This window comes from Micromonospora sp. HB375 (assembly GCF_017872985.1).
Classification (GTDB): Bacteria; Actinomycetota; Actinomycetes; order Mycobacteriales; family Micromonosporaceae; genus Micromonospora; species Micromonospora chalcea.
In genome coordinates this window covers 3696168-3716221 of the sequence record NZ_JAGGJO010000001.1, presented here as the reverse complement: position 1 = coordinate 3716221, position 20054 = coordinate 3696168, and the positions used below count along the sequence as shown (strand labels likewise).

Here is a 20054-nt window from a genome sequence, read left to right as displayed (position 1 = left end):
CAATGGTCGCGTTCGCGGCCTAGCGTGGGTCCGGAAAATCGGCGACCCCGGGGAGACGATCGCGGTGACGTTGGAAGCAGAGCGCACACTGCGCGACGAGGACCTGACCGGGCTGGCGGAGCTGGCCGCCCAACTCCGGGTGGACGCCATCCGGTGCAGCACGATGGCCGGCTCCGGGCACCCGACATCGAGTCTCTCCGCCGCCGACCTGCTCGCCGTGCTGGTCGCCCGGCATCTGCGCTACGACTGGTCCTACCCGGGCAACCCCGGCAACGACCACCTGATCCTCTCCAAGGGGCACGCCTCGCCGCTGCTGTACGCGGTGTTCCGGGCCACCGGCGCGATCAGCGAGCAGGAGCTGCTGGAGACGTACCGGCAGGCCGGGTCGCGCCTGCAGGGCCACCCCACGCCGGTGCTGCCCTGGGTCGACGTCGCCACCGGCTCGCTCGGGCAGGGGCTGCCGGTCGGGGTCGGGGTGGCGCTCGCCGCCCAGTACCTCGACCGGTCACCCGCGCACGTCTGGGTGCTCTGCGGCGACAGCGAGACCGCCGAGGGATCGGTGTGGGAGGCGCTGGACAAGGCCGGGCACTACGGGCTGCGCAACCTCACCACGATCGTGGACGTCAACCGGTTCGGCCAGCGCGGCCCCACCGAGCTGGAGTGGGACCTGGACACCTACCGGCGTCGTGTCGAGGCGTTCGGCTGCCGGGCGATCGCCGTCGACGGCCACGACCTGGGCGCGATCGACGAGGCGTACGGGCAGGCACGCGAGGCCACCGGGCCGACGGTGGTGCTGGCCCGCACGGTCAAGGGCAAGGGCGTGCCGGAGGTGGAGAACGACCCGGCCTGGCACGGCAAGGCGTTCGACCCGGAACTGGCCGACCGGGCCGTACGGGCGCTCGGCGGCCCCCGCCGGATCCGGGTCGCCGGGCCGAAACCTCCCGCCGCGCCGCGCACCGCCGCCGCCGAGCACCGGCAGCCGGAGCTGCCCCGGTACGAGCGCGGGACGAAGGTGGCCACCCGGAACGCGTACGGCGACGCGCTGCGCGCCCTCGGCGCCGCCCGGCCCGACGTGGTCGCGCTCGACGGAGAGGTCAGCGACTCCACCCGGGCGGAGAGCTTCGCCGCCGCGTACCCCGATCGGTTCTTCCAGATGTTCATCGCCGAGCAGCAGCTCGCCGCCGCGGCGGTGGGCCTGGCGGTACGCGGCTACCGGCCATTCGCGGCGACGTTCGCCGCGTTCTGGTCCCGGGCGTACGACTTCATCCGGATGGCCGGGGTGTCCCGGGCCGACATCGCGCTGGTCGGCTCGCACGCCGGGGTCGAGATCGGCCCGGACGGCCCGTCCCAGATGGGGCTGGAGGACATCGCGGCGCTTCGCGCAGTGCCCGGCTCCACGGTGCTCAGCCCGGCCGACGCGGTCTCCTGCGCGGCGCTGGTCGCCCAGATGGCCGACCACCCGGGCATCACCTACCTGCGCACCACGCGCGGCAAGTACCCGGTGCTCTACGACGACGGCGAGCCGTTCCCGATCGGCGGCAGCCGAATGGTGCGCGACGGCGGCGACGTGGCGCTGCTCGGCACCGGCGTGACGGTGCACCTCTGCCTCACCGCCGCCGACGAACTGACCCGCGAGGGCATCGACGCGCGCGTGATCGACATGTACTCGATCAAGCCGGTGGACCGGCAGCGCCTCGCCGAGACCGTGGTGGAGACCGGCGGGCGGCTGGTGGTGGTCGAGGACCACTACCCGGAGGGCGGGCTGGGCTCAGCGGTGCTGGAGGCGCTCGCCGACCTGGGCGAACCGTCCCGGGTCAACCACCTGGCGGTACGCGGGCTGCCCGGCTCCGGCACCCCCGCCCAGCAGTTCGACCGGGCCGGCATCGGCGTCGGCGCGATCGTCTCGGCGGCGCGGGCCCTGGCCTGAACGCCTGGTCGCCGGGGCCAGGTCAGCGGCGGTGTTTGCCGAGGCCGGCGGCGGGTAGCCACGCTGCCGTTGCGACGGGAGGACAGACGATGGCCGAACCGGAGTTCTACGCGCGGGTGTCCGCCCGCGCCGGCGTACCGGTCGAGACGGCCCGCGCGCTGACCGAGGCGACGCTGCGCACGCTCGCCGAACGGATCGGCGGCGGCGAGGCCGACGACCTGTCCGCGCACGTCGCGCACGAGCTGCGTCCGCTGCTGGCCCGCGCCCGGGTCGAGGACCCGGAGGTCTTCGGGTACGACGAGTTCCTGCGCCGGGTCGCCGAGCGCTCCGGCGCGACCCCGTCCGACGCCGAGCGCGGCGCGCGGGCGGTGCTGCAGGCGCTGCACCGGGTGGTCGGGCCCGCCCAGTTCAACCGGGCGCTGTCCCAGCTGCCGCGCGAGATCGCCGAGCTGGCCCAGCCCGCCCCGCGCCCGGCCTAGGCGAAAGGAAGGGCCCCTTGTTAACGCCTCCGGTAGAGGAAGGGCCCCTTGTTAACACCCGCCGCCGCAGGCTGCGCGCGTCGGCGCCAGGGAGGCGTCACTCGGGCAGCGCGTCCAGGTAGACCCAGCGGCCGTCCTCGCGGGCGAAGCGGCTGTGCTCGGCCAGCACACCCGCCCGGCCACCCTCGCGGTAGTGCGCCCGGAACCGGACCGTCCCGGCGTTGTCGAACAGGCCGCCCTGCCCGGTCTCCACGATCTCCAGCCGGGTCCAGCGCGTGCCCGGGTCCAGCTCCAGCCGCTCGGGCCGGGTGGTCGAGTGCCAGCTGTGCCGCAGGTAGGCGGCGTCGCCGAGCGCGAACGCGCTGAACCGGGACCGCATCAGCGCCTCCGCGGTCGCCGCCGTCGCCTCGCCCCGGTGGACCGGGGCGCAGCAGTCCGCGTACGGCCGGCCGGTGCCGCACGGGCATGCCGCCGTCCGTTCACCCCGTCTCGCCATGCCGCGATTCTCCCAAGCCTCGGAGAGGTGTTAACAAGGGGCCCTTCCTCTACCGGAGGCGTTAACAGGGGGCCCCTCCTTACACCTCAACCCAGTAGGCTCCCCGGACCATGAGCGTGAGTCCGACTCAGCGTGTCCTCGACCCCGATCAGGTCCGCCGATACCTCACCGCCTCGCTCGGGCCCGGCGTCGAGGTGGCCGACTGCGGCCCGCTGACCGGTGGCGGCTTCGCCGCCGTGTGGCAGGTACGCCTCACCGACGGCCGGGACGTGGTGCTCAAGGTCGGTCCGCCGCCGCACGTGCCGCTGCTGCGCTACGAGCGGGACATGGTCGGCGCGGAGGCGCACTACCTGCGCCTGGTCGCCGACCGCGCACCGGGGGTGCCGACGCCGGCGCTGCTGCACCACGGAACCGACCCCGAGCTGGGCGACTGGCTGCTCATGGCGCGGCTACCAGGTCGTACCCTCTGGGACCTGAGCCAGGCCGGCGCGGACGTCGGGCCGCTGCGCGAGGAGTTCGGCCGCGCGCTCGCCGCGCTGCACGCCGTCACCGGCGAGCGGTACGGCTACGACGGCGACCGGGCGCACGGGGCTACCTGGCGGGACGCGTACACGGCGATGGTGGACGACATGCTCGCCGACGCCGCCGACTGGGCGGTGCCGCTGCCGGTGCCGGCGTCCCGGATCCGGGAGCTGGTGGCGCGGCACGCGGCGGTGCTCGACGCGGTACGCCGTCCGGCGCTGCTGCACTTCGACGGCTGGGCCGGCAACGTGCTCGCCGTGGACGGGCCGGACGGCACGCCCCGGCTCACCGGCCTGGTCGACGGCGAACGCTACCTGTGGGGCGATCCGCTGATGGACCTGGTGTCGCCGCTGCTGTTCCGCCGCGCCGAGGACGAGCCGGACGACCCGCTGGTGCGCGCCTACCGGGCGGCGGCGCCGTTCCCGCTCGACGCCGGGGCGCGGCGGCGGCTCGGGTTGTACCGGCTGTACCTCTACCTGCTGATGACCGTCGAGATGCCCAGCCGGAACATCACCGCCGACAACGACCCGGGCCGGGTGGCGCTGCTGGCGAAGCTGCTCGACGCGGAACTGGCCGACCTGGAAGGCTGAGCGTCAGCGGGTAGCGGTGGCGAAGACCACGATGTTGTCCGGGTAGCTGCCGGTCCGCGGGTCGAACCGCCCGCCGCACGTGATCAAACGCAGCCGCGCAGCAGCGTCGCCGCCGTAGACCCGCGTGGTGGGGAAGCGTTCCTTCGGGTACGCCCCGACGCCGTCCACGGTGAACGCCGCCGTCCGGCCGTCGGCGCGCAGCACCCGGATCGTGTCGCCGGGGCGCAGCCGGCCGAGGTCGAAGAAGACCGCCGGGCCGTGCTGCGAGTCGACGTGCCCGACCAGCACCGCGTTGCCGGCCTGGCCGGGGGCGGGACCGGGGTGGTACCAGCCGGTGACCTCGGGGCGTTCCAGCGGCGGCACTTCCAGCGCGCCGTCGGCGTCGGTGGCCACCGGCACGATCTCGGCGTCCACGCCGATGCGCGGGATGGTCACCCGCACCGGTGTGGCGCGGGGGAGCGCCGGACCTGCCGTACCCGGTCGTTCGGTGGCGGGCGCGGCGGAGACGCCGGGCTGTGGCGGTGGCGTCGACGTGGTGCCGAGCCCGGCCGAGACCAGTCCGGTGCCGGTGGCGGCGGCGACGGTGACGGCGGTGACCACGACGGCGGTGCGCAACCGCGACCGGCGCTGCGACTCCGACAGCATCCCACCTCCGTCCGACAGGGACGTGCCGCCCGCGCCGGGTGCTCCGGCGCGGGCGGACCGCTCGACGATCCGGTCAGGCGACGGCGCCCGCGCGGCGTCGGCGGATGACCGCGTACGCGCCACCGGCGAGCGCCCCGGCGGCCAGCACGCCCCCGGCGACCAGCACCCCGGTGTCGCCGTCGCGCCCGCCGCCACCGGCCTGCGCGCCGCCGATCGGGGTGACGGTGAACGTGGCGCTGCCGCCGTCGCTGCCGTCGCCGCACGTGGTGGCGACGGTGTACGTGCCGAGCGTGAACCCGGCGGTGAACAGCTCGGCGCTCAGGCCACCGCCCGCGGCCGCGGTGGTGGACCGGACGTTCTGGTCCCGGTCCGGGCCGGTGACCCGGAAGATCGCGTCACCGGCGTTCGGGTTGCACGTGGTGGTCAGCACGACGGTGCCGCCGACCGGGGTGGCGGCGGGTGAGACTCTGGTGTCCGCCAGCGCGGCGGCCGGGAGCAGCAGTGCGCCGAGGCCCACGCCGAACGCCGCCGATCCGAGAAATGACTGTGCCTTCATCCGCGTCTTCCCTCACTTTTCGTCCGCTGTAGGCGTGGGACGTCGTTCGGGTGGCCAACTCCGTGACGAGCACCGGTGTGGCCAACACTAGGAGGGTTGCGGCGGTCACTGGGGGTAATTGAGAAATCTTCGTTGCCGTCCGGTGTGCTCCCTGCCGCCGTCGGAGGGTGGACATGCCGGGCCAGGCCGGACGGCGAGCCGTCCCGCTTCGCCGTGTCTGGGTCCGCTGTCCGTTTCGCGCCTACCGGACGGGCGGTTCCGGCCGGACCAGCCCGGTGTCGTACGCGAGCACCACCGCCTGGATCCGGTCGCGCAGGCCCAGCTTGGTGAGGATCGCCGAGACGTGTGTCTTCACGGTGGCGGTGCTCAGGTGCAGCCGGGCGGCGATCTCCGCATTGGACAGTGCCCGCGCGGTGAGTGTCAGCACCTCCCGTTCGCGGGCGGTCAGCACGGCGAGGGCGTCACCGGTGGGCGTGGGCGCGGGAAGCCGGTCGGCGTACCGGTCCAGCAGCCGCCGGGTCACAGTCGGCGCGAGCAGCGCCTCGCCCCGGGCCACCACGCGTACCGCCTCGGCGAGGTCGGCCGGGCGGGTGTCCTTGAGCAGGAACGCGCTGGCCCCGGCGCGCAGCGCGGCGTAGACGTGTTCGTCCAGGTCGAACGTGGTCAGCATGACCACCTTGGCCGGGTTGCCGGCGGCCACCAGGTCGCGGGTGGCGGCGATGCCGTCGCGGCGGGGCATCCGCACGTCCATCAGCACCACGTCCGGCCGCGTACGCGTCGCCACCGCGACCGCCTCGACCCCGTCGGCGGCCTCGCCGACCACGCTCAGGTCGGGCCGCGCGTCGAGGACTGTGCGCAGCCCGGCGCGGATCAGCTCCTGGTCGTCGGCGATGACCACCCGTACCGTCATCGGGCCGCCTCCACCGGCAGCCGGGCGTGGACCCGGAATCCGCCGGCCGGCAGCGGGCCGGCGTCCAGTGTGCCGCCGAGCAGCCGGGCCCGTTCCCGCATGCCGACGATGCCGCGCCCGGTGGTCGTGCCGGGGCGGCGGGCGGGCGCCGGGCCGTCGTTGACGACCTCCAGCCGCAGTACGCCGTCGCGGTAATCGACGTCCACGTCGGCGCGGGTGGCGTGCCCGTGGCGCAGCGCGTTCGTCAGCGACTCCTGCACGATCCGGTACGCCGACAGCTGCACCCCGCCGGGCAGCGCCTCGCCGTCGCCGTCGCGCCGCAGCGTCACCCGCAGGCCCACCGCCCGTACCGCGTCGGCGAGCGCGTCGAGCTGCGCCAGTCCCGGCTGCGGTCCGTCCGGTTCGGACCCGTCGTCGAGGGCGAGCGCGTGCAGCATGGCCCGCAGCTCGGTCAGCGCCGACCGGGCCGCCGTGTCGATCGCGGCGAGCGCGGCGCGGGCCTGCTCCGGCTGCTCGTCGAACACGTCCTCGGCGGCGGCGGCCTGCACCGCGATGACCGCGACGTGGTGCGCCACCACGTCGTGCAGCTCCCGGGAGATCCGCTCCCGTTCGGCGGCGCGTACCTGCCGTTCGCGCTCGCCACGCCGCTGCGCCTGGCCCCGCTGCAACTCGCCGAGCGTCCAGCTCAGGCCCAGCGCGGTCACCGCCAGCAGCAGGTCCCGCCAGCCGCCGGTGACCAGCTTCCACGGCGTGGGCGCGAGCAGCAGCCCGAGCGCGACGAGCGAGTACCGGGGCGGGCGCAGCCGGGCCACGTACGCCATCGGCACCGCGACCAGGCCGAGCCAGCCGAGCTGCGGGCAGAGCGCCTCGAGGCCGACGCCGGCGAGCGCGGCGACGCCGAGGGCGTACCCCGGGTGGCGCCTGATCCACAGCAGACAGCCGGCCTGCGCGACGGCGAGGCCGACCGCGACGGCGGTCGCGCCGGTCGTGTCCGGGCCGGCGTCGGAGGCCAGCAGCGCGAGCAGGCACACGGCGAGGCTCACGGTGGCGATGCCGCCGTCGAGCAGCAGCAGGAGCCGGGACCGGGACGCACACCTCATGTCCGGATGCTAGGCCGCGTGCGCACCGCTTCTCATCGGTCGCCAGACGGAGATCCGGGCCGGTGATCGGTCCGGCGACGGAGCCGGGAACCGCTCCGCGGCCCGATCCGCGCGGCGGCCCGCCGGACCTAGCGTCGGCGGCAGTCGTCCCGATGCCGAGGAGCCACCGATGGAAACCACGATTCCGACCGCCGCCACCCGCCCGACCCGCCGCCGGGTGCGGCTGCTGACGGTGCTCGCCGCCACCGTGGCCACGCTGCTGGGCTGGGTGATCGCGGTGCCGCTGGCCGGGGTGGAGCTGACCGCGCGCACCGGTTCGGACGTGCAGCGGGTGACGCCGGTGGCGGTGGCGGTGAGCACGCTGCTCGCCGGACTGTCCGGCTGGGCGCTGCTGGCCCTGCTGGAACGGCTCACCGCCCGCGCCCGGACCGTCTGGACGGTGGTCGCGGGCCTGGTGCTGCTGGTGTCGCTGCTCGGGCCGCTGGGCGGGGGAGTCGGCCGAGCGGCGACGCTGACGCTGGTGGCGTTTCACCTGGTCGCGGGCACGGTGCTGATCACCGGCCTGCGCCGCGCCGCCGCCGCCTGACGGGCCGGGCCGCCGCGACGGGGGCAGGCGGCCCGGCCTCCAGAACTAGCCTCCTAGGATGCCCTACGCGATGTGACGCCGGAAATTCCTCCGCCACCGATGTCGAGAACGGGCAGGCGGCTTCGTCCCCGGAGTGAACGCGGCCAGAATGGGTCGCACCCTCCACGAGGAGACACAGATGAAGTACCTGCTCCTGAAGCACTATCGCGGCGGCCCGACCCCGGTCACCGACATGCCGATGATCGACAAGTGGACGCCGGAGGAGATCTCCGCGCACGTGAACTACATGCAGGAGTTCGCGGCCCGGCTGCAGGAGAGCGGCGAGTACGTCGACGGCCAGGCGCTCGCCCCGGAGGGCACGTTCGTCCGCTACGACGGCGAGGGACGCCCGCCGGTCACCGACGGCCCGTTCGCCGAGACGAAGGACCTGATCGCCGGCTGGATGGTGATCGACGTGGACAGCTACGAGCGTGCCCTCGAACTCGCCGCCGAGCTGTCGGCCGCGCCCGGGCAGGGCGGCAAGCCGATCCACGAGTGGCTGGAGCTGCGCCCGTTCCTCACCGCGCCGCCGACCATCACCGAGTGACCCGTCCGATGGACGAGGTCGCGCTCCGCAGCCTCATCCCGGGCGTGCTCGGTGTCCTCGTCCGCCGCGGAGCAGACTTCGCGGCGGCCGAGGACGCCGTGCAGGACGCGCTGATCGAGGCGCTGCGTGTCTGGCCGGCCGACCCGCCCCGCGACCCGTTGGGCTGGCTGGTCACAGTGGCGTGGCGGCGGTTCCTGGACGCGGTCCGCGCCGACGCCGCCCGGCGCCGACGGGAGGACCTGATCGAGGAAGAGCCGCCGCCCGGCCCGGTGCCCGCCGTGGACGACACGCTGCGGCTCTACTTCCTCTGCGCGCATCCGTCGCTGAGCCCGTCGTCGGCCGTCGCGTTGACGCTGCGCGCCGTCGGCGGGCTCACCACCCGGCAGATCGCGCAGGCGTACCTGGTGCCGGAGGCCACCATGGCGCAGCGGATCAGCCGGGCCAAGCGCACCGTCTCCGGGGTTCGCCTCGACCAGCCCGGTGACGTCGCCACCGTGCTGCGCGTGCTGTACCTGGTGTTCAACGAGGGCTACTCCGGCGACGTGGACCTGGCCGCCGAGGCAATCCGGCTCACCCGCCAACTCGCCGCCGCGATCGACCACCCCGAGGTGGCCGGGCTGCTCGCGCTCATGCTGCTGCACCACGCCCGCCGGGCCGGCCGGACCGCGCCCGACGGCAGCCTGGTGCCGCTGGCCGAGCAGGACCGCAGCCGGTGGGACACCACGCTGATCGCCGAGGGCGTGGGCATCCTGCAGACCGCGCTGTCCCGCGACCGGCTCGGCGAGTTCCAGGCCCAGGCCGCGATCGCGGCACTGCACGCGGACGCGCCCACCGCCGCGGAGACCGACTGGGTGCAGATCGTCGAGTGGTACGACGAGCTGGTGCGCCTGACCGGCAACCCGATCGCCCGGCTCAACCGGGCGGTCGCGGTCGGCGAGGCGGACGGCCCGCGCGCCGGGCTGGCGGCGCTCGCGGCGCTTGACGACACGCTGCCCCGCTACACGGCGGTGGCCGCGTACCTGCACGAACGCGACGGCGACCCGGACCGGGCAGCCGGCCTGTACGCCGACGCGGCCCGTCGCGCGGCCAGCCTGGCCGAACGCGACCACCTCAACCGGCAGGCGGCCCGCCTCAACTCCCGCCGCCCGGATAAACCGGTCGGCAGGGTTCGTCGCCGCTGGTAGGTTGCCTCGCCGTGACGGGGGAACGGCTCGGCGGGCGCTTCGCCCGACTGTGGACGGCGAGCACGCTGTCCGCGCTGGGCAGCGGGACGGCGACTGTGGCCGCGCCGCTGTACGTGGCGTCGCTCACCGACGATCCGCTGGTGGTGTCGGCCGGGGCGGCGGTGTCGTGGCTGCCGTGGCTGCTGTTCGCGCTGCCCGGCGGCGTGCTGGCCGACCGGGTGGACCGGCGGCGGCTGATGGTGCTCATCGACTGGGTACGCGTCGGCGCGCTCGCCGTGCTCGCGGCGGCGATGCTGGCCGACCGGGCCGGGATCGCGCTGCTGTACGCGGTGCTGTTCGTGGTGAACACCGGCGAGGTGGTGTTCCGTACCGCCGCGCAGGCGGTGCTGCCTGCGGTGGTGCCGCGCTCGCTGCTGGAACGCGCCAACGGGTGGCTGGGCGGCGGCACCCAGGTGATGCAGAACATGATCGCCGGCCCGCTCGGCGGGTTCCTGTTCGTGCTGGCGGCGTCGCTGCCGTTCGCCCTGAACGCCGGCACGTACGCGCTCAGCGCCGTGCTGGTCGGGCTGCTCGCCGGGACGTACCGTGCCGGGCCGGCGCCGGACGGGCGGCGTTCGGCGCGGGCGGAGGTCGCGGAGGGGTTCCGCTGGCTGTGGGGGCAGCGGCTGCTGCGCACCATGACCGTGCTGATCGGCCTGCTCAACGTCACGCTCACCGCCGCCGTGGCGGTGCTGGTGCTGCTCGCCACCGAACGGCTGGGTCTCGGCTCGGTCGGCTACGGCGCGTTGTTCACCTGCATGGCAGTGGGCGGCGTGCTCGGCTCGGTGGTGGGGGACCGGCTGATCGCCGCGATCACGCCCACCTGGACGGTACGGACCGGGCTGCTGGTCGAGGCGGGACTGCACCTGGCGCTGGCCGCGTCCCGCAGCGCCGCCGTGGTCGGGTTCGCGCTGTTCGCGTTCGGGGCGCACAGCGCGCTGTGGAACATCGTGGCGAACTCGCTGCGGCAGCGGCTCACCCCGCCCGCGTTGATGGGCCGGGTCGGCAGCACCACGTTGTTCGTCGCGGCGGGCGGAAACTGCGTCGGCGCGCTGCTCGGCGGTGTGGTGGCGGCCCGGTTCGGCATCACCGCGCCGTACTGGGTGGGTTTCGTGGTGGCGGTCGCGGTGATCGCCGCGACGTGGCGGGTCTTCGACCGGGCGACGGTGGCCGCCGCCTACGCCCAGCCGGCCCCCCAGGAGCCCGCCCCGGTGGCCTGAGCGCGGGTCGGCCGGTGACCGCGCCCGCCGATGTGACAGCGTGGTCGGGTGCAGGCATCCTCAGCGGTCGACGTCGACCTCGCGCTGGTCGGCGGCGGCGGCGCCGCGTCCCTGGTCCTGGCCGCGCTGGACCGCCACGGCGTGACCGGGCTGCGGGTCGCGGTGGTCGACCCGGTGCACAAACGCGGCCAGGACCGCACGTGGGCGTTCTGGGGCCTGCCCGGTGACGACCTGGATCCGTTGCTGAGCGCGAGCTGGTCGCAGGTCGACGTGGTCACGCGCGCCGGCCGCCGCGTCCTCACGCTCGACCCGCTGCGGTACGCCATGCTGCGCTCCGCCCCGGTCTACGACCGGGCTGCCGCGGCCGAGCGGCGGCTGGACGCGGTCCGGATCAGCGCTCCGGCGGGGGAGCTGCACGACGACGGTGAGCGGGTCACTGTCCGCGACCCGGAGGGGCGTGAGCTGGTGCGGGCCGGGTGGGTGCTCGACTCGCGGCCACGGCGGCCGAAACGACCGGGGCGGACCAGTTGGTTGCAGCACTTCCGGGGCTGGTGGCTGGCCGCCGACCGGCCGACGTTCGATCCGCAGCGGGCCGTTCTGATGGACTTCCGCACCCCACAGCCGCAGCGCGGCGTCTCCTTCGGGTACGTGCTGCCTGTCGACGACCGGTTCGCGCTGGTCGAGTACACCGAGTTCGGCCCGGCCCTGCTCGACGACGCGGGCTACGACACGGCGCTGCGCGGCTACGCGGACCTGCTCGGGCTGGACCTGACCGCGCTGCGGGTGCGGGAGGTCGAGGACGGCGTGATCCCGATGACCGACGGCCCGTTCGAACCCCGTCCCAGCCCGCGGGTGGTGCGGCTGGGCACCGCCGGTGGGGCGACCCGGCCGTCCACCGGGTTCACGTTCTCCGCGATGCTGCGCCAGGCCGACCAGGTGGCCCGGGCGCTCGCCGCCGGCCGTCCGCCGGTGCCCGCGCCCGCGTACCCGGTGCGGCACCTGTGGATGGACGCGGTGGCGCTGCGCGCGCTGGACCGGGGGCACGTCGGCGGGGTGGAGTTCTTCGAGCGGCTGTTCGACCGCAACCCGGCGGAGCGGGTGCTGCGGTTCCTCGACGGCGTGACCAGCCCGGCCGAGGACCTGGCGGTGATGCGGTCCAGCCCGCTGCTGCCGATGACCGGCGCGGTGCTCGGCGACGCGGCCGGCCGGCTGCGGGCCCGCCTGCGCCGCTAGCTCCGGTGGCCGGTCGCCTCGGCGACGCGGTCGCGCACCAGCACCCGCAGCTGCTCCATCGGGTCGCCGTCGCCCGCGCCGAGCCGGTTGCGCACCGCCGCCACCGTCAACCCCAGATCCGGGTACGCGAACGCGAGGCTGCCGCCGCTACCGGCGGTGCCGAACGATCCGTCGTCCTCGACCGCGTACCCGAGCCCGAACGTGCTCTCCTGGCCGAACACCCACTCCTGGGCGCGTACCGCAGGGGCGGACACCTCCCGCATCCGTGCGGCGGAGATCAGCCGTACCCCGTCGACCGGGCCGAGTAGCGCCGCGTACATCCGGGCCACCGCGCGGGCGCTCATCGTGCCGACCGACGGCACGTCGGCGCGCAGCACGTCGGGGCGGGAACCGATGACGGTGTCGGGTCGTACCGCTGGCGGGGCGACCGCGTCGAACTGCGGCAGGTTCGCCCCGGCCCAGGTCATCAGCGTGGACAGGCCGGCGTCCTCCAGCCGGGCCAGCCGGGCCAGGTCCGCCTCCGGTACGGCGAGGAACAGTTCCCGGTCCACGCCGAGCGGCCCGGCCACCTCGTCGGCGAGCACGCGCGACACGGGCGCGCCGGTGACCCGCCGGACCACTTCGCCGAGCAGCCACCCCCACGTCCAGGCGTGGTACGCCAGCCGCTCGCCGGGCGCCCACAGCGGCCGCGCGTCTGCCAGCAGCTCGCACATGCGCGTCCAGTCGGTGAAGTCCTCCGGCGTGACGTCGGCGGGCAGCGCGGGCAGGCCGGCGGTGTGGGTGAGCACGTGCCGCAGCGTGATGGCGTCCTTGCCGTGCCGGGCGAACTCCGGCCACACCGCGGCGAGCGGCAGGTCGTAGTCGAGCCGTCCCCGCTCGGCGAGCACGTGCACGACGGTGGCGGTGAGTCCCTTGCCGGTGGAGACCGCGTGCACGGGCGTGTCGGCGGTCATCGGCCGTCCGGTGGTGGTGTCGGCGAGCCCTGCGTGTTCGGAGACGATCGCCACCCCGTCCAGGTACGCGGCCACCTGCACACCGGCCTCCCGGCCGGAGGAGACCAGCTCGTCGATCGTGTCCCGTACCTCGGCCCGCAGGCCGTCCCACCGCGTGTCCACGATCTCGCAGCGTGCCAGACCGCCGCGCCGCCGTCGCTCGCTTTTCGGCCGCCGGTTCTCCGTCGCTGCGTGCTCGGCCGGGCGGCGGCGCTCAGCGGGCGAGTGTCGTCGGCGTGGCGCCGGTGGTGCCCTGGGTCGGCAGCGGGTCCGTGTCGCCGGTGAGCAGCCGGGCGCGCAGCGCGTCGATCGTCTGCGCGTCGACACCGAGCCGGCCGGTCACGTACCCGTGCACGGAACCGTGTGCGGCCCGCAGGTCGGCCAGCACCAGCCGGATGACCTCGGCCGGCGCCCGCCCGTACGCGGGCCAGCCCGGCGTCGCGCCGCCGTTGCGGTCCCGCCACTCGGCGACCAGCCGGTCGGTGGCGTGCTCGGTGAGCGCGAAGTCCGTGGCGATCTGGTCGTCGTCCACCCTCAGCAGGGACAGCACCAGCGCGGCGAGCAGGCCGGTACGGTCCTTGCCGGACGCGCAGTGGAACACCAGCGGATGCTCGCCGTCCGCGATCACCTCGACCGCCCGGCGCAGCTCGGCCACGCCGTCCTCGGCCACCTCGGCGTACCGGTCGGCCAGGTAGCGCCACGGGTCCACGTCGGGATCGATGTCGGCCTGCACGTACGGCCGGTGCTCGATGCTCAGGTTGTGCCAGGTCACGCCGAGGCTCTCCGGGGCCCGGCCGCGGTCGGCGATCTCCCACGGGTAGCGCAGGTCGATCACGGTACGCACGCCCAGCGCGGCGAACCGTTGCAGGTCGTCACCGGCGAGCTTGGCCAGCGAGTCGGAGCGGTAGAGGCGGCCCCGGGCGACGGTGCGGCCGTCGCCGGTCCGCCAGCCGCCGAGGTCACGGAAGTTGCAGAGGGTGGCGAAGTCCGGGGGAGTGGTCATGCCGGCACGGTAGCCGCGCGCGGCGGGTCGGGTGGTCCCGCGTACTCGCGTACCCGGTAGGTTGCCGGGCATGGCGGAGGCGGAGACCGGCCGGGTCGTGGAGATCTGGACCGACGGCGCGTGCAGCGGCAATCCCGGGCCCGGCGGTTGGGGCGCGGTGCTGCGCTGGGGCGGGCACGAGCGGGAGCTGTGCGGCGGCGAGGCCACCCCGACCACCAACAACCGGATGGAGTTGACCGCCGCGATCCGGGCGCTGGAGAGCCTGACCCGCCCGGTCACGGTACGGCTGCACACCGACAGCACCTATGTACGCAACGGCATCACCGGCTGGCTGAACTCGTGGAAGCGCAACGGCTGGCTGACCGCCGCGAAGCAGCCGGTGAAGAACGCCGACCTGTGGCAGGCGCTGGAGGCGGCCTGTGCCCGGCACGACGTGACCTGGCTGTGGGTTAAGGGCCACAACGGGCACCCGGAGAACGAGCGCGCCGACGCGCTGGCGAACCGGGGCATGACCGAGGCGCGGAGCGGCACGGCCGCCGCCCCGCGCACGCGTCAGCGCAGCGGCCGGCCCTCCTCGATCTCCTCCGGCTCCTCGGACGGGTCGCCGGTCCCGGAGACCGCGTCGACGTCGTAGCCGGCGCGGCTGACCTCCCGCGCGGACCGGCGGTCCTCGGCGGGCAGGTCGGCGAAGTCGTCACCGGTGTCGTCGGTGGTGTGCAGGGACTCGCCGGGCGGGCGCAGGGACGCCTCGTACGCGGTCACGCCGTCGGGTTCGTCGCCGGCCGCGCGGCCGAAGGACTCTTCACTGGTCATGTCGCACTCCTGCCCGCAGCGGGTGACGGCAAACGTTCAGCGGGCGGCGTCCGGGTGGGTCGGCATCGAGGAGCCGCCCGAGCTGCTGCCGGAGGCGCCACCCGCCATGCCGGAGCCGTCGTCCTCGGTCACCTCGTCCGGTTTCGGCACGCCGGGTGCGGGCGCCGGCACGTCGGTGTCCGCGGCCGTCTGCACCAGCGGAACCTGCCCGGCCTCGTCCTCGGCGTGCGCCGGATCGACCGGCTCCTCACCGTCGCGTGCCCGATATCCCACCGGTGCCCCTCCCGTCGACCAACAGTCGTCCGCGCCGCCTACCCCACCCCATCCCCACCAAACCCCGCCCCCTCCGCCCTCCGGCCCCCTTCTCCCCGTTGATCAAGGAGTTTGTGTCCCGATCCGGCCCCGAACCAGCCACAAACTCCTTGATCGTCGCCCAGTTTCCGGACCGGTGGGCCGGGCGGGTCAGCGGCGGCGGGGGCGTGGCCGGGGGCGGGCCGGGGTCAGCGTCAGGGACCAGTGGGCCGGGCGGCGCAGCCCCGGCGGCAGGACCGTGCGGTGGTCGCCGCGCGCGGCGTCGAGCTGCGACTGGTGCGTGAACAGGCACTCGCTCAGGTCTGCGCCGCGCAGGTCGGCCCCGCGCAGGTCCGCGCCGGTCAGGTCGGCCGCGCCGAGCCGTACGCCCCGCAGGTCCGCGCCGATCAGGCAGGCGCCGCGCAGGTTCGCCCCGGCCAGCGGCGTACGGCGCAGGTCCACAGCGATCAGCGTCGCGCCCCGGCGGTCCGGGCCGGCCTTCCCGGCGCGGGCCTGTTCGGCGGCGCGGGACAGGAGCCGGTTGGCCCGGTCCCGGTGCGCGTCGACGTCGAGCGCGAGCAGCTCGTCAGGGGTGCCGTCGGCGAGCCGGCCGGTCTCGTCGAGCGCGGCGGTCAGCTCGTCGCGCAGCGGGCCGGGCGGGGTCAGGCGTACCGCCTCGGTCAGATACCAGAGCAACTCGTGCAGGGGCCGCAACACCGCGAAGGTGTCGAACATCCGCGCTGCGGTGGCCGGGTCGGCGCGCCAGTCGCGGCCGGCGAACGTGTGCCGGGTGAGGTGCTGGCCGGCGCCGAAGCAGTCGAACACGGTGCATCCGGGGAAGCCGCGTTGCCGCAGCTCGGTGTGGATGCCGCAGCGGAAGTCGGCGCCCAGGTTCGGGCAGGGCCGTCCGGCGGGCTTGTCGATGGCGAAGTCGGCGGACGCGGTGAACGCCGGCGCGACGCAGCAGACCCCGGCGCAGCGCGAACAGTCCGCCCGCAGCTCCCGCCCGCCACCGACCGTGCGCGCCTCCACAGCACCCCCGTCCACCCGCACCATTCTCCGCACCCACCCCACCCCCACCCCACCCACCCCACCCACCCCGTCGATCATGAGGTTGACGGCGACAAAACGGACGGCAACCGCCGCCAACCTCATGATCAACCAGAACGAGAGGGGAGGGTCAGAAGGTGAAGAGAGAGGCGGTGGTGCGCTGCATCAGGCAGGGGTTAGTGAACGTACGCGTGTAGGAGACCGGGCGGTTCTGCCAGAAGCCTGCGGCGCGGGCGACGACCGGGGCGTACTGGGAGGTGCACGGCGCGCCGTCCACGTCGAGCGCGTCCAGGTCGCCGTCGACGCGGGCGACGAGCCGGCAGGCGGTGATCGGGTCGGGGTGCAGACCGCCGGTCGGCCCGCAGGTCAGCACCGTGGCGCGCACATCGGCGTCGTCGTCGACGGTGAGCAGCAGCACCGAGGGGGTCTGCGGGCCGGGGCGCGGCGCGGCCTGCGCGGGGGAGGCCGGCGCGCCGAGCGCGGCGACCAGGGCCAGTGCGGCGGTACGTCGGGCGAAGGGCATGGGTGGTCCTTCCGTCGGGGCCCCGGGGTGCGGGGCCGATGGGTGGCCCGGTCCGTCGTGCGTAACCGGGCCGCCGAGAACCCTAGGTGGACGGTGTGAACGCGAAGAGTCACGAAGTGTTACACCAGTCGACCGCGTCGCACGTTCGGTGTGACATCGGCGTACGGGAATGCCCGAACGGCTGACAACCGCTTCCGCGCCTCGCGCAAACGCATTCCGAATAAGCGTGACGCCTGCCTGAAAGGCTGACAACCAAATCGGCCCGTTATTGCGCCGATGCATTCCGTACGCCGGATCGTTGTCAATGGATGACAACCGGAGCGGCCGTTACCGTAACGATTCTTTCCGGTGCTCCGTCTCCCTTTACCGTCGGATGGCAGGGCGTTTTCGCCCCCGTCGGAGGGACTGTTCATGAGCGATCTCTCACACCCGTCGCCCCGGACCACGGCCGCCGACGCGACCATTCCCGGCCCCGAGATCCAGGCCGACTCCGAACCCGTCGGCCGGACCGCCGAGTTCGTCGGCCGGTCACCGAACCAGCTCGCCTGGCTGCGGCTCAAGCGGGACCGTACGGCCCGGGTCAGCGCCCTGACGCTCCTCGTGGCCGCAGTGGTGGCGCTCGGCGCGCCGCTGCTGGGGCGGCTCACCGGAATCGACCCGACCGACAAGTTCGTCGACCGGTTGAACGATTTCGGAATGCCGACCGGGTATGCCGGCGGGATCAGTTCCGATCATTGGCTCGGCCTTGAGCCGGGCAGCGGCCGGGACATCCTGATGCAACTGGTCTACGGCCTTCGGACGTCGCTGTTCATCGCGTTCACCTCGGCGCTGCTGGCCTCCGGGATCGGCGTCGCGGTCGGTGTGCTGGCCGGATGGGCCAGAGGCTGGCTGGACAGTCTCGTCAACTGGCTGATCGACCTCACGCTGGCGTTCCCGTTCCTCATCTTCGCCCTCGCGGTCATCCCGATCCTGCAGGACCGCTTCTACTCCGACCGGGAGGCGCCGTCGCCGGCCTTCCGGGTGGCGCTGATCGTCGCCACCTTCGGCCTGTTCAGCTGGACGTACACCGCGCGGCTGGTCCGCGGGCAGGTGATCTCGCTGCGGGAGCGGGAGTTCGTCGACGCGGCCCGGGCCGCCGGTGCCGGCACCGCGCACATCCTGCTGCGGCAGCTGCTGCCGAACATCTGGGCGCCGATCCTGGTCACCGTCTCGCTGATGGTGCCCCAGTTCATCGCCATCGAGGCGGCGCTGGCGTTCGTCAACATCGGCGTCACCGAACCCACGCCCGACCTGGGCCGCATGATCTTCAACAGCATCGGCTACGTCGCGAGCGACCCCTGGTACACCCTGTTCCCCGGGTTGACGATCTTCCTGCTGGTCCTGGCGTTCAACCTGCTCGGCGACGCGCTGCGCGACTCGCTGGATCCCCGCTCCACCCGGTAGTCCCCACGGCCATCACACGCCCGGCCGGCGGGGGCCGCCGGGCACGAAGGGAGCACACCGTGCGCGCACGAACCCGGACACTGACAGGTGTCCTCGCCGCGGCGGCGCTGGCCGCCGCCGGCTGCAACCCCACGCCCGACGACAGCGGCGGCGACGACCAGAAGACCAAGACCCAGAGCGGCTCGATCTCGTACGAGGCCGCCGACAACCAGGGCCCGGCGAAGCCCGTCGACGGCGCGTCCCGGGGCGGCACCCTCACCGTCATGCAGCCGGCCGACTTCGAACACCTCGACCCGGCCCGCAACTACGTCAACGTGCAGCAGGTCGCCGGCGGGATGCTCTACCGCCCGCTCAACGGCTACAAGGAGGACGGCACCGGCAAGCTGCTGCTCGTCGGCGACCTGGCCACCAACCCCGGCAAGGACGTCGACGGCGACTGCAAGGTCTGGGAGTTCACGCTGCGCGACGGCGTGCGCTACGAGGACGGCACGCCGGTGAGCAGCAAGGACGTCGCCCACGGCATCGCCCGCTCGTTCGCGGCGAACCTCAACGAGGGCCCGCACTACATCCAGCAGTGGCTCTACCCGGGCGGGGCGTACAACGCCACCTACAAAGGACCGTACGACGGCGGCAAGCCGGTGCCCGACGGCGTCACCACCCCCGACGACCGGACCATCCGGTTCACGTTCCCGCAGCCGCACTGCGACATGCCGTACGCGGCGGCGCTGCCCACCAGCGCGCCGGTGCCCGCCGCCAAGGACACCCGCGCCAACTACGATCTGCGGCCGTTCTCGTCCGGCCCGTACCGGGTGAAGTCCTACCAGCGCGACGTGTCGCTGGAGCTGGAACGCAACCCGAACTGGGATCCGGCGACCGACCCGATCCGCAACGCGTACCCGGACACGGTCCGGATGACGTTCGGCCTGGAGCAGGCCCAGATCGCCGAGCGGCTGGTCGCCGACGGACCGGCCGACCAGGCGGCGCTGAGCTGGTCGGACGTGCCGCCGTCGGTGCTGCCCCGCACCACCGGCGCCGGCGTCGCCGACCGGGTCGTCCGCGGCCCGACGCAGTACAACTGGGTGCTGAGCATCAACACCCAGCGGGTCACCGACCTGAACGTACGGCGGGCGCTGAACTACGCGGTCGACAAGGACGCCCTGCTCAAGGTGCTCGGCGGCCAGGCCGCCGGGACACCCGCGACCACGCTGATGTCACCCACCACCGCCGGGTTCGTCCCGTACGACGTGTTCAACGCCCCGGTGACCGGTGACAAGGCGAAGACCGCCGAGCTGCTCGCCGGAAAGCGGCCGAAGCTGGTGCTCGCCCACTCCAGCCTGGAACTGCGTACCCAGCAGGCCGAGGCGCTGCGCAAGAACCTCACCGACATGGGGTTCGACATCGTCATGAAGCCGATCGACAACAGCAGCTACTACGACGAGGTCGGCCGCAAGGACAACCCCTACGACCTGTACCTCACCGGCTGGGGCTCGGACTGGCCCACCGGCTCCACAGTCATCCCGCCGGTCTACGACGGACGGGAGATCGTGGCCGAGGGCAACCAGAACCTGTCGTACCTCGACGAGGCGTCGGTCGGCGCGGAGATCGACCGGGTCCGTGCCCTGCCCGCCGCGGAGCAGGACGCCGGCTGGATGGCGCTCGACCGCATGATCATGGAGAAGTACGCGCCGGTGGTGCCCTGCTACTACGACGCCACCTACGAGCTGCACGGCTCGAAGGTAGGCAACGCCTTCCTCAGCGACGCGTTCGGGATCATCTCGCTCAACGGCATCTACGTGAAGAAGTGACAGCCGCGCGGGGACGGCTGCCACGGCGGCCGTCCCCGCGCCCCACCCCGGGGGAGGTGCT

General features: G+C 74.0%; 22 protein-coding genes. 11 read left to right on the top strand and 11 right to left on the bottom strand.

The annotated features are described in order from the left end of the window. The first annotated feature begins 64 nt into the window (after positions 1-64). A complete protein-coding gene (locus tag J3R08_RS17085; RefSeq protein ID WP_209961998.1) occupies positions 65-1927 on the top strand; it encodes a transketolase in 1863 nt (620 codons plus the stop codon). Between the two features lie 89 nt (positions 1928-2016). Beyond that, a complete protein-coding gene (locus J3R08_RS17080) occupies positions 2017-2406 on the top strand; it encodes a DUF2267 domain-containing protein (protein WP_209961997.1) in 390 nt (129 codons plus the stop codon). 97 nt (positions 2407-2503) lie between these two features. Here J3R08_RS17080 and J3R08_RS17075 read toward each other — a convergent pair whose 3' ends face one another. Then, positions 2504-2902 carry a YchJ family protein gene (locus J3R08_RS17075; protein ID WP_113972754.1) on the bottom strand — a complete coding sequence of 133 codons (399 nt, stop codon included), beginning with the start codon at positions 2900-2902 and terminating at the stop codon, positions 2504-2506. 110 nt (positions 2903-3012) lie between these two features. Between J3R08_RS17075 and J3R08_RS17070 the strand changes: the two genes are divergently transcribed. Next, positions 3013-4014 carry a phosphotransferase family protein gene (locus J3R08_RS17070; protein ID WP_113972753.1) on the top strand — a complete coding sequence of 334 codons (1002 nt, stop codon included), beginning with the start codon at positions 3013-3015 and terminating at the stop codon, positions 4012-4014. 3 nt (positions 4015-4017) lie between these two features. Here J3R08_RS17070 and J3R08_RS17065 read toward each other — a convergent pair whose 3' ends face one another. The 4 genes from J3R08_RS17065 to J3R08_RS17050 form a co-directional block, all read right to left on the bottom strand. Continuing rightward, positions 4018-4659: a class F sortase gene (locus tag J3R08_RS17065; protein WP_043330111.1), complete on the bottom strand. Its 642-nt coding sequence runs from the start codon at positions 4657-4659 to the stop codon at positions 4018-4020. A gap of 73 nt (positions 4660-4732) precedes the next feature. Further along, on the bottom strand, positions 4733-5215 hold the full coding sequence (locus tag J3R08_RS17060; protein ID WP_043323881.1) for a hypothetical protein: 483 nt from the start codon (positions 5213-5215) through the stop codon (positions 4733-4735). A gap of 241 nt (positions 5216-5456) precedes the next feature. Continuing rightward, positions 5457-6125 (bottom strand): response regulator transcription factor, encoded by a 669-nt coding sequence (locus J3R08_RS17055; RefSeq protein WP_069088645.1) that lies wholly within the window; start codon positions 6123-6125, stop codon positions 5457-5459. Further along, complete coding sequence (locus J3R08_RS17050) at positions 6122-7225, bottom strand: sensor histidine kinase (RefSeq protein WP_209961996.1); 1104 nt, start codon at positions 7223-7225, stop codon at positions 6122-6124. The genes J3R08_RS17055 and J3R08_RS17050 overlap by 4 nt, the downstream gene beginning before the upstream one ends. Before the next feature lie 169 nt (positions 7226-7394). Between J3R08_RS17050 and J3R08_RS17045 the strand changes: the two genes are divergently transcribed. The 5 genes from J3R08_RS17045 to J3R08_RS17025 all read left to right on the top strand — a co-directional run bounded on the left by J3R08_RS17045 (position 7395) and on the right by J3R08_RS17025 (position 12073). Beyond that, positions 7395-7811 carry a DUF6069 family protein gene (locus J3R08_RS17045; RefSeq protein ID WP_209961995.1) on the top strand — a complete coding sequence of 139 codons (417 nt, stop codon included), beginning with the start codon at positions 7395-7397 and terminating at the stop codon, positions 7809-7811. Positions 7812-7989: 178 nt separating this feature from the next. After that, on the top strand, positions 7990-8397 hold the full coding sequence (locus tag J3R08_RS17040; RefSeq protein ID WP_043323886.1) for a YciI family protein: 408 nt from the start codon (positions 7990-7992) through the stop codon (positions 8395-8397). Between the two features lie 8 nt (positions 8398-8405). Further along, positions 8406-9581 carry an RNA polymerase sigma factor gene (locus tag J3R08_RS17035; RefSeq protein ID WP_209964271.1) on the top strand — a complete coding sequence of 392 codons (1176 nt, stop codon included), beginning with the start codon at positions 8406-8408 and terminating at the stop codon, positions 9579-9581. 11 nt (positions 9582-9592) lie between these two features. Next, positions 9593-10840, top strand: a complete 1248-nt coding sequence (locus J3R08_RS17030; RefSeq protein WP_043323888.1) for an MFS transporter — start codon at positions 9593-9595, stop codon at positions 10838-10840. A gap of 48 nt (positions 10841-10888) precedes the next feature. Beyond that, complete coding sequence (locus J3R08_RS17025) at positions 10889-12073, top strand: lycopene cyclase family protein (protein WP_209961993.1); 1185 nt, start codon at positions 10889-10891, stop codon at positions 12071-12073. On the opposite strand, the gene J3R08_RS17020 is transcribed toward J3R08_RS17025, so the two are convergent. Both J3R08_RS17020 and J3R08_RS17015 read right to left on the bottom strand, forming a co-directional pair. Beyond that, positions 12070-13188, bottom strand: coding sequence for a serine hydrolase (locus J3R08_RS17020; protein ID WP_209961991.1), 1119 nt, complete (start codon positions 13186-13188; stop codon positions 12070-12072). The genes J3R08_RS17025 and J3R08_RS17020 overlap by 4 nt on opposite strands. A 91-nt stretch (positions 13189-13279) precedes the next feature. Continuing rightward, the gene (locus J3R08_RS17015; protein WP_209961989.1) at positions 13280-14068 is read right to left on the bottom strand and encodes a tyrosine-protein phosphatase; all 789 of its coding nucleotides are present in this window, start codon (positions 14066-14068) and stop codon (positions 13280-13282) included. A 70-nt stretch (positions 14069-14138) separates the two neighbouring features. Between J3R08_RS17015 and rnhA the strand changes: the two genes are divergently transcribed. Beyond that, the gene (rnhA, locus tag J3R08_RS17010) at positions 14139-14702 is read left to right on the top strand and encodes a ribonuclease HI (RefSeq protein WP_166457617.1); all 564 of its coding nucleotides are present in this window, start codon (positions 14139-14141) and stop codon (positions 14700-14702) included. Here the strand turns inward: rnhA and J3R08_RS17005 are convergent. The 4 genes from J3R08_RS17005 to J3R08_RS16990 form a co-directional block, all read right to left on the bottom strand. Further along, positions 14621-14881, bottom strand: coding sequence for a hypothetical protein (locus J3R08_RS17005; protein WP_043323893.1), 261 nt, complete (start codon positions 14879-14881; stop codon positions 14621-14623). The genes rnhA and J3R08_RS17005 overlap by 82 nt on opposite strands. A 36-nt stretch (positions 14882-14917) precedes the next feature. Then, positions 14918-15154 (bottom strand): preprotein translocase YidC, encoded by a 237-nt coding sequence (locus J3R08_RS17000; protein ID WP_069088651.1) that lies wholly within the window; start codon positions 15152-15154, stop codon positions 14918-14920. Between the two features lie 189 nt (positions 15155-15343). Continuing rightward, positions 15344-16228: a pentapeptide repeat-containing protein gene (locus tag J3R08_RS16995; RefSeq protein WP_069088652.1), complete on the bottom strand. Its 885-nt coding sequence runs from the start codon at positions 16226-16228 to the stop codon at positions 15344-15346. A 124-nt stretch (positions 16229-16352) separates the two neighbouring features. Next, positions 16353-16745 carry an SSI family serine proteinase inhibitor gene (locus tag J3R08_RS16990; protein ID WP_209961987.1) on the bottom strand — a complete coding sequence of 131 codons (393 nt, stop codon included), beginning with the start codon at positions 16743-16745 and terminating at the stop codon, positions 16353-16355. A gap of 411 nt (positions 16746-17156) precedes the next feature. On the opposite strand from J3R08_RS16990, the gene J3R08_RS16985 reads away from it, so the two are divergent. Both J3R08_RS16985 and J3R08_RS16980 read left to right on the top strand, forming a co-directional pair. Further along, positions 17157-18188, top strand: coding sequence for an ABC transporter permease (locus J3R08_RS16985; RefSeq protein ID WP_209961985.1), 1032 nt, complete (start codon positions 17157-17159; stop codon positions 18186-18188). A gap of 59 nt (positions 18189-18247) precedes the next feature. After that, positions 18248-19993 carry an ABC transporter substrate-binding protein gene (locus J3R08_RS16980; protein ID WP_209961983.1) on the top strand — a complete coding sequence of 582 codons (1746 nt, stop codon included), beginning with the start codon at positions 18248-18250 and terminating at the stop codon, positions 19991-19993. The last annotated feature ends 61 nt before the right edge of the window (positions 19994-20054 follow it).

Bases quoted from the DNA above. Each gene is read 5' to 3' on its own strand.
- J3R08_RS17080 (WP_209961997.1), top strand. From the start codon at position 2,017: ATGGCCGAACCGGAGTTCTACGCGCGGGTGTCCGCCCGCGCCGGCGTA.
- J3R08_RS17075 (WP_113972754.1), bottom strand. From the start codon at position 2,902: ATGGCGAGACGGGGTGAACGGACGGCGGCATGCCCGTGCGGCACCGGC.
- J3R08_RS17070 (WP_113972753.1), top strand. From the start codon at position 3,013: ATGAGCGTGAGTCCGACTCAGCGTGTCCTCGACCCCGATCAGGTCCGC.
- J3R08_RS17065 (WP_043330111.1), bottom strand. From the start codon at position 4,659: ATGCTGTCGGAGTCGCAGCGCCGGTCGCGGTTGCGCACCGCCGTCGTG.
- J3R08_RS17060 (WP_043323881.1), bottom strand. From the start codon at position 5,215: ATGAAGGCACAGTCATTTCTCGGATCGGCGGCGTTCGGCGTGGGCCTC.
- J3R08_RS17055 (WP_069088645.1), bottom strand. From the start codon at position 6,125: ATGACGGTACGGGTGGTCATCGCCGACGACCAGGAGCTGATCCGCGCC.
- J3R08_RS17050 (WP_209961996.1), bottom strand. From the start codon at position 7,225: ATGAGGTGTGCGTCCCGGTCCCGGCTCCTGCTGCTGCTCGACGGCGGC.
- J3R08_RS17045 (WP_209961995.1), top strand. From the start codon at position 7,395: ATGGAAACCACGATTCCGACCGCCGCCACCCGCCCGACCCGCCGCCGG.
- J3R08_RS17040 (WP_043323886.1), top strand. From the start codon at position 7,990: ATGAAGTACCTGCTCCTGAAGCACTATCGCGGCGGCCCGACCCCGGTC.
- J3R08_RS17035 (WP_209964271.1), top strand. From the start codon at position 8,406: ATGGACGAGGTCGCGCTCCGCAGCCTCATCCCGGGCGTGCTCGGTGTC.
- J3R08_RS17015 (WP_209961989.1), bottom strand. From the start codon at position 14,068: ATGACCACTCCCCCGGACTTCGCCACCCTCTGCAACTTCCGTGACCTC.
- rnhA (WP_166457617.1), top strand. From the start codon at position 14,139: ATGGCGGAGGCGGAGACCGGCCGGGTCGTGGAGATCTGGACCGACGGC.
- J3R08_RS17005 (WP_043323893.1), bottom strand. From the start codon at position 14,881: ATGACCAGTGAAGAGTCCTTCGGCCGCGCGGCCGGCGACGAACCCGAC.
- J3R08_RS16995 (WP_069088652.1), bottom strand. From the start codon at position 16,228: ATGGTGCGGGTGGACGGGGGTGCTGTGGAGGCGCGCACGGTCGGTGGC.
- J3R08_RS16990 (WP_209961987.1), bottom strand. From the start codon at position 16,745: ATGCCCTTCGCCCGACGTACCGCCGCACTGGCCCTGGTCGCCGCGCTC.
- J3R08_RS16985 (WP_209961985.1), top strand. From the start codon at position 17,157: ATGAGCGATCTCTCACACCCGTCGCCCCGGACCACGGCCGCCGACGCG.